10 protein-coding genes and 1 pseudogene are annotated in these 10,384 nt (G+C 53.1%); 3 read left to right on the plus strand and 8 right to left on the minus strand.

Annotation, left to right across the window (positions count from 1 at the left end; translation table 11 throughout):
* The first annotated feature begins 202 nt into the window (after positions 1-202).
* Positions 203-1,267, plus strand: coding sequence for an ABC transporter substrate-binding protein (locus BP727_RS08130; protein ID WP_286858238.1), 1,065 nt, complete (start codon positions 203-205; stop codon positions 1,265-1,267).
* A 27-nt stretch (positions 1,268-1,294) separates the two neighbouring features.
* Here the strand turns inward: BP727_RS08130 and BP727_RS08135 are convergent, their stop codons facing one another.
* Genes BP727_RS08135 through BP727_RS08160 form a run of 6 tightly spaced genes read right to left on the minus strand, consistent with a single transcriptional unit; the run spans position 1,295 to position 7,014 of the window.
* Positions 1,295-1,474 carry an iron chelate uptake ABC transporter family permease subunit gene (locus BP727_RS08135; protein ID WP_286858240.1) on the minus strand — a complete coding sequence of 60 codons (180 nt, stop codon included), beginning with the start codon at positions 1,472-1,474 and terminating at the stop codon, positions 1,295-1,297.
* 31 nt (positions 1,475-1,505) lie between these two features.
* Positions 1,506-2,240, minus strand: a complete 735-nt coding sequence (locus BP727_RS08140) for an ABC transporter permease (RefSeq protein WP_013718552.1) — start codon at positions 2,238-2,240, stop codon at positions 1,506-1,508.
* Between the two features lies 1 nt (position 2,241).
* Positions 2,242-3,093: an ABC transporter ATP-binding protein gene (locus BP727_RS08145; protein ID WP_048132839.1), complete on the minus strand. Its 852-nt coding sequence runs from the start codon at positions 3,091-3,093 to the stop codon at positions 2,242-2,244.
* A gap of 22 nt (positions 3,094-3,115) precedes the next feature.
* Positions 3,116-5,167: a putative cobaltochelatase gene (locus tag BP727_RS08150; RefSeq protein WP_286858243.1), complete on the minus strand. Its 2,052-nt coding sequence runs from the start codon at positions 5,165-5,167 to the stop codon at positions 3,116-3,118.
* A 9-nt stretch (positions 5,168-5,176) separates the two neighbouring features.
* Positions 5,177-5,959, minus strand: a complete 783-nt coding sequence (locus BP727_RS08155) for an ABC transporter ATP-binding protein (RefSeq protein ID WP_013718549.1) — start codon at positions 5,957-5,959, stop codon at positions 5,177-5,179.
* Complete coding sequence (locus tag BP727_RS08160) at positions 5,953-7,014, minus strand: FecCD family ABC transporter permease (protein WP_273279023.1); 1,062 nt, start codon at positions 7,012-7,014, stop codon at positions 5,953-5,955. The genes BP727_RS08155 and BP727_RS08160 overlap by 7 nt, the downstream gene beginning before the upstream one ends.
* Before the next feature lie 396 nt (positions 7,015-7,410).
* On the opposite strand from BP727_RS08160, the gene BP727_RS08165 reads away from it, so the two are divergent.
* The gene (locus BP727_RS08165) at positions 7,411-7,746 is read left to right on the plus strand and encodes a hypothetical protein (protein ID WP_013718547.1); all 336 of its coding nucleotides are present in this window, start codon (positions 7,411-7,413) and stop codon (positions 7,744-7,746) included.
* A 46-nt stretch (positions 7,747-7,792) separates the two neighbouring features.
* A complete protein-coding gene (locus BP727_RS13640) occupies positions 7,793-8,143 on the plus strand; it encodes a hypothetical protein (protein ID WP_157863646.1) in 351 nt (116 codons plus the stop codon).
* Here the strand turns inward: BP727_RS13640 and BP727_RS08170 are convergent.
* Both BP727_RS08170 and BP727_RS08175 read right to left on the minus strand, forming a co-directional pair.
* A pseudogene (locus BP727_RS08170) lies at positions 8,092-9,051 on the minus strand (radical SAM protein); the annotation flags it as partial. The gene BP727_RS13640 and the pseudogene BP727_RS08170 sit on opposite strands and share 52 nt — an antisense overlap.
* A 17-nt stretch (positions 9,052-9,068) precedes the next feature.
* A partial coding sequence (locus tag BP727_RS08175; RefSeq protein WP_286858246.1) for a cobaltochelatase subunit CobN occupies positions 9,069-10,384 on the minus strand: 1,316 nt, incomplete at its 5' end.

Here is a 10,384-nt window from a genome sequence, read left to right on the forward strand (position 1 = left end):
CTATTGAAATAGTTTGTGGTTCCATTAGCAAAAAATCACTAATTTAAGAAAATTTAACGAAACTATAATTTACTTGATTAAGCAAATTTGACTGCAATCAAATATACATTACAATGGGTCCGACCAAATACTATTTAAGCCTGTATTGAATTCAATGATACTTGAAAAAAGACAAAAAAATTTAATCAAAAAAGGTCAAGCAGTGAAGATATCAAGAGGGTGGCCGATGAGAACAATCGCTTTATTGATCATAATTGCTGTTATGCTTGTACCAGCATTGGCAGCGGAGGAGGAGAAGATCGCCATCACCGACGAAGAGGGCAGAAATGTGACTGTGCCCTTCAATCCAAGCAGCATCATATGCCTATCCCCAGGAGCGGCAGAGGTGATCTATGCTCTGGGAGAATCAGATCGGATAATTGCCGTTACCGACGACTGCGATATGCCCCCTGCACTGCTGGAAAAAGAGAGCATCGGGAAGTCCAGTCGAAATGCAGACCTGGAGAGGATAATCGAGCTGAACCCCGATCTGGTGATTGCCAAGACAGGAGGCCTCTTCCCTGAGGAGGACGAGCAAAAGCTGACAGACTATGGAATTCCTGTGCTCAGATACCGCCTTTTGCACATCAACGCCTTGATTCCGATGATCGAGGACCTGGGCAGGATCCTAGGAGAGGAGGAGGATGCCCGAGATATGGCCAATGACATCTCCGGATACTATGATTCCATCCTGGATCGAACGGGGACGATGCCCGATGAAGATCGGCCTTCGGTCTATTTCATGTCCATGGGCCACTTTGATTGGACGGGCAACCGGGATTCGACGGGACATGTCAGGATAGCAGAGGCAGGGGGCAAAAATATAGCAGCTGACCTGCAAACTAAAGTGCCTCATGTCGATATGGAATGGGTTATCGAGGAAGATCCAGAGGTGATAATCTACTCCATGACCTCTGAGCAGTACGATGGCACAACACCAACCATCGAAGAGATGGAGGCCAAGCGAATGGAGATCATCTCCCTGCCTGGGTTTGAGAGCATCGATGCAGTCAAGACGGGACGGGTCTATATCACTGACATTAAGATGTCCAGCGGCCTGTCCGAGATGGCTGCTATGCTCTATTATGCCAAGTGGCTGCATCCCGATCTATTCCAGGATATCGATCCGAGAGCTGTTCATGGAGAGCTGCTGCAGAAGTACTTAAACATGGATATCGAGGACATATACCAGGTCTATCCCGATGCCCCAGTTAAATCAGAAGGGTGATCTATACCAAGACTCCTCCCTCCAATTTCAGAACAGATACAGAAATAATGGCGCTCCCATGAAGGCGGTCATCGTATCCACCGGAAAATTGGCCGGAGCCATGATGGTCCTGACCGCCCGGTCCTCTCCCAATAGCAGCAGGGCCATGAAAAGCCCTGATGCCGGGAGCAGGGTCCTGTAATCCCCGATAAGAGCGGCCAGCATCATTCCTGATATCCTCACCGGCATAGCATGGATTTTAAATGCTGATCCTCCTCAAGACCACCATCCCTCCCGCCAGAAACGCTGCAAAGAAGACCAGAAGTATTAACAAAGAGGTCCAGGGCAGGGGCTGGTCTAGGGCTGCGGCTCGCAGAAACAGGCTGGAGTGAGTGAGCGGCAGAGCATAGAGAGCATACTTCAGCCCGGATGGGACCTGGGATAGAGAGAAGAAGGTTCCGCCCAGAAAGGTCATGGGCATCAAGATCAAGCTTGCGAAGGTAGCCATGTCCTCATGAGACCTCGCCAGCAGAGCCGCCAGAACTCCCAGAAAGGCGAATGTAAGGCAGGTCAGAAGAAGACCAACCAGAAAAGGCGAACCGATATGAATGGTAGGTGCGATGAGAAAGGCTACAGCGATAAATACGAAGGAACTCATTAAGCCCCTCACCACCCCGATCATCGCCTTTCCCATGAGCATGGAGGGCAGTCCGATTGGGGCCATGAGACATTCATCAAAGCTCTTGTAGTAGAGACGATCGACGTTGAGCCTCGTGCTTGCGCCGTTGAAGCTGGTGGTCATGGCGGTGAGAGCGATGATTCCCGGTATCACGAACTCGAGATAGCTTGTTCCATTGAGATTTATGCTTCGCCCCAGTCCCCAGCCAAATGCCACCAGATAAAGCAGTGGGCTCATCAAAGTGGTGATGAGGTATCTGGACCAGTGGCGCTTCAGGGTCACAAGGTCCGCCCAAAGTATGTTATAAGCATCCATATTAACTCTCCATGACCTTCTGACCGGTCAGTTCAACAAAGACATCCTCCAGGTTCGACTCTCGCATGGCCAGCTTATTGGTTCCTGGCAGTCCCTGAACGAACTGGGCAGCGAGCGACCTATCGGGAAAATATCTATACTGCGTGCCGTTTCCATTAGTCTGCATCTCGACTGCTACCATTCCCAGCTTCTGGCGGAGACCCAAAGGAGACCCAATGGCAATCATCTTTCCTTTATGAAGGATGCCCACTCTTTCGCATAAGGCCTCAGCCTCCTCGATATAGTGGGTGGTTAAGAAGACCGTTGTACCATCTGAGTTCATTTTTCGAATGAGATCCCAGACCTTTCGACGGGTTTGTGCATCCAATCCCACCGTCGGCTCATCCAGAACTAGCAGCTTCGGCCTGTGGATAAGAGCCCTGGCGATCATGGCTCTCCTCTTCATGCCGCCTGAGACATCATCTATGAGATAGTCTGCGTGCTCGGACAGCTCCACATAATCGAGCAGTTCAGATATCCTTTTCGTTCTCTGTGCTTTGGGCAGATGATGAAGCCTTGCATGAAGCTCCAAGTTCTCAGCGATTGTCAGGTCTTTGTTCAGGCTCAGGTGCTGCTGAACTATGCCGAACTCCAGCTTTACCTTGGATAGGTCCCTGACCACATCAGAGCCGTTGATGAGCGCTCTCCCGGAGGTGGGCTTTGTAAGCGTGGTGAGAATTCGGATTGTAGTAGTCTTTCCGGCACCATTCGGCCCCAGAAATCCGAAGAGCTCTCCGGGATCAACCTGAAGGCTTTGGATATCAACTACCCTTTTTCCGGAGTACTCTTTAATTAGATTCGATATTTCTATCATCCCAATCACAACGCCCAAAAGATCAAGTGTTGGCCTCGAGGAGCAGCTTCTGCTCTCCATCCACAATGCTGTAGAGCGCCTCGGAGCTCAAGCCCGATATCGGATAATATTTTCCGCCGGTCATCTCTGCGATCTCCCGGCAGTAGCCGAGCCTCATCTCCATGAATGACGAATCCACCACCTCGGTATCTATGACAATGGTGTGGACTCCGAGCTGCTTTGTCCTTTCCGAGATTTCCATCAGCTCGTCTTTGATCTTTCCGCCCATTCCCACATTGGCCCTGCCATCGGATACGAGGACCATCATGAGCTTTGTCTCTGCATCTTTCCTCATCTCGCCCTGCAACAGCTGCAATCCGCGGGACAGACCTGCAGAAAGCGGCGTCTTGCCGCCCGTGGGTAGCTCCTTTAGCCTGCTTAAGGCCAGATCCACGCTGGAAGAGGGAGGAAGTATCAGCTCTGCCTCCGTTCCCCTAAAGGCCACCATCCCAATCTTGTCCCTTTTCTGGTAGGATTCCATGAGCAAGGAGAGGACTGCTCCCTTGGCGCTCTCCATCCTCTGCATGGCACCCATTGAGCCACTGCCATCTACCACAAAGAGCAGCATGGCCGACGTCTTTCGCGCCCGCTCCTTCTCTCGAATGTCCTCGCTCTTCACTTTAATGGCATTGGGTCCTGATCTGGCCTTTTGATATGGAGCTGCAGCACGAATGGTGGCATCGATGGCGATATCCTTTCCCTCTTTAGGCATCCTCTGTCTCAGGTACCTTCCGGAGTTTTGCAGTGCAAGGGTGTTTATCCTCCTGCCACTGGTTTTTCTGCGAAAAATCTTGTCCCTCTTTCGAGGCATATTGATCTGCCGCACATCTATTGGCGCTCCGATCTCGAAGATCTGCTCTTGCGGTATTGCTGCCTGAGCCTGATCAGAGTCCTCCTGTTGATCGGAACTCTCGGGCTGTTGCTCCTGTTTTTTCTGCTGGGGAGGCTGCTTTGGTTGCTGCTCTTGCGGCTGTTGCTTTTGCTTTTGTTGCTGCTGGTCTTGCTGCTGCTTTTCCATGGACTTTTCCAGCTTATCTTTGTTAAGGGTCGGCGGCTCAAAGGGCCTGCTCCTCATCCTGTGAGCCAGCGCCAGCTCCATGGCCTTCTTCACATCCTCCTGGTTCGCCTCCGTCCTTCCTTCAAAAGCAGCTATGGTCTTGGCCGTTCTGGAGATCACTATCTCTGCCCTGTGGGTCTTGACCCCCAGGTCGATGCAGGTAGAGGCTATGATTCTCAGAAGATCATCGCTCATAGTCACCCTGCCAAGGATCTCCCTGGCAGCAGAGATCTTCCCCTTAAGACCATCCTGAAGAGCCTGCTGCTCTTTTGAGAAGCCCTCAGGGTCGGCATCAAACCGTTCCGCCGTCTTGGCAATCAGCATTCTCTGATCTACATCCTCGATGCCGACAACATTTACCTGCAGCCCGAATCTGTCCAGCAGCTGCGGTCTCAGCTCTCCCTCCTCGGGATTCATGGTGCCCACAAGGATAAACTTAGACGGATGGGCAACGGACACGCCCTCGCGTTCCACGATGTTCACCCCCATGGCAGCGGAGTCCAGCAGCACGTCTGCCACGTGATCATCCAGGAGATTCACCTCGTCGATGTACAGTATACCCCTGTTGGCAGCAGCCAGAATTCCCGGCTCCAGGGCCCGGATTCCCTCTTTGATTGCCCTTTCTACATTCAACGATCCCACAACCCGATCCTCTGTTGCACCCAGGGGAAGGTCGATCACCGGGGTCTTGCGTGAAGCTTCTTTAATCTGGCCTCTCTGACTCCTGTCAAAGCAAAGGTCGCACATCTCCTCCACATTTCTGGGATTGCAGTTGAAAGGGCAGTCCTCTACCACAACAATATCCTCAAGGAGGTCAGCCAGGGCTCGCACAGCGGTTGATTTAGCGGTTCCTTTATCTCCTCTTATCAGCACGCCGCCTATGCGCGGATTGATCGCATTCAGGATTAATGCAAACTTCATGTCCTCCTGACCCACAATGGATGTAAAAGGAATGGTCCTTCTTTTAATATGATGCATTTCTTCACCTTATGCTACGCCTTCGTTAAGTGATCGCAAAGGAACGATGTACGGCCTGTCGAGGTTATTCATCACCACGGCCTCGACTCCGTACACATCCCGGATATTCTTGGCATTTAAAAGATCAATAGGTTCTCCTGCTGCGTAGATCTTTCCGCCTTTCAGGATCGCCAGCTTGTCCACGAACATGGAGGCCAGATTCAGATCATGAAGTGCCATGACCGCAGAGATCTTCTTCTCTTTGACCAGGGACGATATCGTCTCCATGACCTCGAGCTGGTGTTTCATGTCCAGACTTGAGGTGGGCTCATCCAGTAGCAGCACCTCCGGCTCCTGGGCCAGAGCCCTGGCAATCAGAACCTTCTGCTTCTGACCCCCGGATAGCTGGGAGAAGTCCCTCATGGCCAAATATTCCAAATGCAAAAGCCCCAGGATATCTGCTACCTTATCGAGATCGGAGTCTGATACGCGCCAGCTTATATGCGGCCTCCTGCCCATGAGAACTGTATCAAAAACGGTAGTGGCCAGAGGAGTCGAGCTGGACTGAGGAACATACCCCAGGCGTTTGGCAAGCTCAGTTCTGCTTACAGTATCGATATCTCTGCCATCGATTAATATGCTTCCTTTGGGCTTGAGTATTTTATCCATGCATTTGATCAGAGTGGTCTTGCCCGAGCCGTTTGGGCCGACCAGCCCCAGCACTTCCGAATCCTCGACCACCAGATTGAGGTTGTCCAGGATCATGGAGCCATTGTAGCCGAATGTCAGGCTCTTTATAGTGATATTTACCAAAACACCTTCCTCCTTTTCATGAAGAGATAAACGAAGAACGGGACACCCAAAAACGATGTCATTATGCCCACAGGAAGTATTACCGGCGCGAGGATCGTCCTGGCAAGGGTGTCAGCACCGAGGAGAAGCAGAGCGCCCACCAGGGCCGAGCCCGGCAGAAGAAACCGGTGATCTCCCCCTATGATCATCCTGGTGATATGAGGAGCCACCAATCCCACAAAGCCGATGGTTCCAGTAAAGCAGATTATGCTGGCAGTTATGAGCGAGACCAGCACCATGCTGATAACGCGTGTCCTCTCGACGTTCACTCCCAGGCTCTTGGCAGTCTCGTCACCTGCCCCCATGGCATTGATGTCCCATGACTTGATGATCAGATAAGGTAGACAGACTGCCAGAATTGCTGAAATTATTCCGGCCTTTTCCCAGGAGGATTTGCCCAGGGAGCCCATCATCCAAAAAACGACCTCCTGCACCTGTTCTGCATGTCCAACATACTGCAGAAACGATGTCATGGCACTGAACAGGTACATGATGGCGATTCCTGCCAGGATCAGAGTTTCTGGAGTTATGCCTTTGTACTTGGCAAGGCCGTAGACGGTGAAGGATGCGATCAATGTGAAGATGAACGCATTGCCGATTACCAGGTACTCTCCTCCCACAAATCCGGCACCGAGCACTATGGCCAGGGCTGCACCGAAGCCGGCTGCTGAAGATACGCCCAGGGTGAATTCGCTGGCCAGTGGATTCTTCAAGATGCCCTGCATGGCTGCGCCTGCGATCGCCAATCCCATGCCTGACAGTATGCCCATGAGGATCCGATCGAGGCGGAGGCCCCAGACGATGGTGTTTGCATATGACGTTGATTCAAAGTAGTCGGGAAGAAACCTGGCCATGATGGCAACATAGACCTCCTTAATGCTGAGACTTGCAGAACCGAGGGTGACGGCCATGCTCGCCAGCAATGCGGTCCCCAGCAGCAGTATCAGGAAGAAGAGCGCCCTCTTGCCCATATAGCTCTGGTATTCGCCCATCACCTCAGTCTTTGATAGAGACATAGGCCTCCAGAACGATGCCCAAGCAGATCAAAACCCAGAATTTGTTATCTATCATGCCATTCTTCCATAGTAAACAAAATTGGATTTAATACAAATTAGATTGTATTTAAGCGTTTCGGGAAATTTCGAAAACCTAACCGACTCGAAACCACAACTGCTTCTGTACATGATAATCAGGTTGATAGTAATCGTTGACAGCAGGGTTTACGCCGAATTATTAATGATTTGGGCGCATCGCTGCTGGTTACGCTGAACGGGATGCGGCTGCTGAAGAACGGCCACTGGCGGCAGATCCAAATATCTGTGCATGCATAAACTCCTTCGATGTCCTGATCGCCGGAATCGCCGAGGCGAACGAGGCTGAGGCACAGATCGCAATAAAGAGCAGAGGGTAAAATGGCGGAATACGGTGAATGGAACCGAAAGGGCGCGAGCCTCAGCGATGTGACGGCAAAGAAGGAGTATGGCGTGGACCGGGAGTTCATAATCAAGGGAATCAACGCAGGAAAGCTTGAGTTCCGCGAGGGAAGCATCTATGGAAATCCTTACATCAAGGTCTTGAGACGCCAGCTCGAGGAGTACATCGCCGAAGAGCTAGGGAAAGAGTACCTGAACAAGGCCAAGAACAGGACCGAACTCCGAAAGATCAAGAAGGAGATCGCTGAGGTCGAGTGTAGGTTGGCCTCGCTTAAGCTGGAAAAGACCGCGCTTGAGAGATTGCTGGAAAAATAAGGAGAGATGAAGAGGGCCCTTCGCCAGTGGTGCCTCGATAAGGAGATTGTGCGCCCGGGCCTACCGGGCCGCCTACGAGCGTGAGTGCACGGTCATCGCGGAGAGAGTGCCCAGGATGGCCTCTGGAATCAGAGAGCCGGCAGGCCTGTGGCGGATTCATAACTTTCTGACCGAGAAGCGAAATGAGACTGACGAGAAGTATGACTGCAGCTACTCACTACTGCTCTGGGTCTTTAGCAGGCTGATGGTGGAGGGAGGGATCAGCGAGGATGATCTGAGGTGCCTCATGAAGGCCCTCTTGACGGCGCATTCCACCCTCAAGTTCGATTCAGGAACACAATGTGCCAGGCAAGGCCCGCCGCAAAGCCAGCGATCCCGGCAGGTCCGGCATTCCTGAGGGTCCTGCACAGATCTTCGTGCCCAAACCATTCGCCCTATCAGCCTCTTTGCGAAATCCGGCTCCTCAATATTACCCAGCCGAAGCTCCGGACGGAGCATGGAAGGACAGGCAAAGGACTCGCCGCCGGGCATTACAACAACAGACCGACAGGCATCAAAGTAGCAATGATGAAGCCTCTCTCTTCCTTCTTCTACAGTATTGCGCATTCTCTCCAGTTCCCTGAATCGCACCAGGCTTCCGCCCATTTGGGCCAGGCCTTCTGCACGCTCTATGGCTGCCTCAATGCCTCTGGAAGCGACGACTGCATCTGGCTGCATTGAGTTATCGCCCCGGCCCGCTTGCCTTAGGAAGTCGATTGCGATTCCCTCAATGTTGCCAAGGTAGCTGCACAGCTCCACGAGCCCCGCAAGCGCCCCAGCATTGGCCCTGGTGAGAACACAGGTCGCGCCGACCCGAATTCCTGCCTCTCTAAGGGCCATAATTCCATTCAGTGCAGATTTGGCGGAGCCGCCACGTCCGCTGGAAAAGGGTCGGATACGATCGTTCACTGATGGAGGGCCATCCAGGCTCACGCCTATTCCGATTTTAAGATCATTCAGCCTTCCGGCAACATCGGAAGTGATGAGGGTGGCGTTGGTCTGAACCTGGCAGGGAACGTGCAGGCCCAGCTCGCTGAGATAATCTACCGCCCACTCTATGAGGTTGAGATTAAGTAGGGGCTCGCCGCCTGTGAACTGGATCTTAAAGCCATCGAAGCATTCCGCCATCACGTCGATGGCCCGCCTGGCAGTGATCCAGTTCATCGAGGCGCTCGACTCGCCGCCGCGGGCATAGCAGTAGCGGCAGCGGAGGTTGCAGTCACTTGTTACGGATAAAGCCAGAAGGCCGGGGCTTTCCTCGGGCATTTTACCAGTTTTAATTCTTAGCTTCCCGAACTTGCATCGGTTTGTGGTTGATCGTCCTCGATCCACCCCTCGATATCCAGATAGACGTCCCGAAGCTCCTCCTTCATCTCCTCAGTTGCCTGCCACATCCCCCTCTCCACTGCCTCGAGCAGCCTCTCGGCGATGTTCTGCAGAGCATGGGGGTTCACTTTTTTCAGCCACTCCTGCATATCCCTGTCCAGAGCGTACTTGTTCGCCAGCTCCTCGTACATCCAGTCCTCCAGAACCTCGGCAGTGGCATCCCAGCCGAAGGCGATGTCCACCATCCTGGATATGTCGCCAGCGCCCTTGTAACCGTGACGCTTCATGCTCTCGATCCATTTGGGATTGAGGATGCGGGCCCGGAAGATATGCTTGGTCTCCTCAACAGTGCTCCTGGTCTTCACCCTGTCAGGATCTGAGCTGTCGCCGCAGTACGAACGGGGAAGCTCGCCTTTCAATGCCTTGACCGCTGCGATCATCCCGCCATGATAGGAGTAGAAATCATCGCCGTCCAGCATGTCGTACTCCCGGGTGTCCTCGTTCTTGACAGTCAGGTCGAGACGGCTGAGGCGCCTTCGGAACTCATCGGGAACGGTCGCTCCGAAGTTTTTGCGACCGTAAGCATAACCGCCCCATTTTACGTAGATCTCGGCCAGGTCTTTCTCATCCTTCCAGTTCTTGGAGTCGATGGCATCTGAGACGCCTGCACCGTAGGCTCCGGGGCGGCAGCCGAATATGCGGTAGCAGGCTAGGGTCTTGGCCTGCTCCAAGTCGATTCCAGCGGCCGTCTTCTCAGAAATGTCTGCAGATACATGCTTTGCCAGGAAGTTCTGCTCCGGCGGCTCCTTCTGCTCTGCCACCAGCTCTACTGCTCTATCAACAAGATGCACGATATTTGGAAATGCATCCCTGAAAAAACCGCTGATGCGCAGCATAACGTCTATCCGAGGACGCTGCAGCTCCTCTATGGGAATGAGCTCTATCCCTGTTACTCTGCCGCTCCTCTCCTCCCAGACCGGCCGAACCCCCATGAGGCAGAGGACCTCGGCAATGTCGTCTCCCTTGGTTCGCATGGTGGGACTGCCCCAGATGACCATTCCCAGGGATTCCGGATAGCAGCCCTCGTCCTCCAGATAGCGCTCAAGCAGGGCGTCTGCCTGGGCGACGCCCACCTTCCAGGCCGCCTGAGATGGTATGGCCTGGGGATCGACGGAGTAGAAATTTCTTCCCGTGGGCAGAATGTCTGCCATTCCCCGGGTGGGAGCCCCGGAAGGTCCGGGCGAGACGAATCCTCCATCTGAGGCGCAAAGGA

This window comes from Methanosaeta sp. UBA356 (assembly GCF_002496465.1).
In the GTDB taxonomy this organism is placed as follows: Archaea; Halobacteriota; Methanosarcinia; order Methanotrichales; family Methanotrichaceae; genus Methanothrix; species Methanothrix soehngenii.

What these genes read in the sequence shown, in the direction of transcription:
- BP727_RS08135 (WP_286858240.1), bottom strand. Translation starts at nt 1,474, where the DNA reads ATGATGCTGGCCGCTCTTATCGGGGATTACAGGACCCTGCTCCCGGCA.
- BP727_RS08140 (WP_013718552.1), bottom strand. Translation starts at nt 2,240, where the DNA reads ATGGATGCTTATAACATACTTTGGGCGGACCTTGTGACCCTGAAGCGC.
- BP727_RS08145 (WP_048132839.1), bottom strand. Translation starts at nt 3,093, where the DNA reads ATGATAGAAATATCGAATCTAATTAAAGAGTACTCCGGAAAAAGGGTA.
- BP727_RS08150 (WP_286858243.1), bottom strand. Translation starts at nt 5,167, where the DNA reads ATGCATCATATTAAAAGAAGGACCATTCCTTTTACATCCATTGTGGGT.
- BP727_RS08160 (WP_273279023.1), bottom strand. Translation starts at nt 7,014, where the DNA reads ATGTCTCTATCAAAGACTGAGGTGATGGGCGAATACCAGAGCTATATG.
- BP727_RS08165 (WP_013718547.1), top strand. Translation starts at nt 7,411, where the DNA reads ATGGCGGAATACGGTGAATGGAACCGAAAGGGCGCGAGCCTCAGCGAT.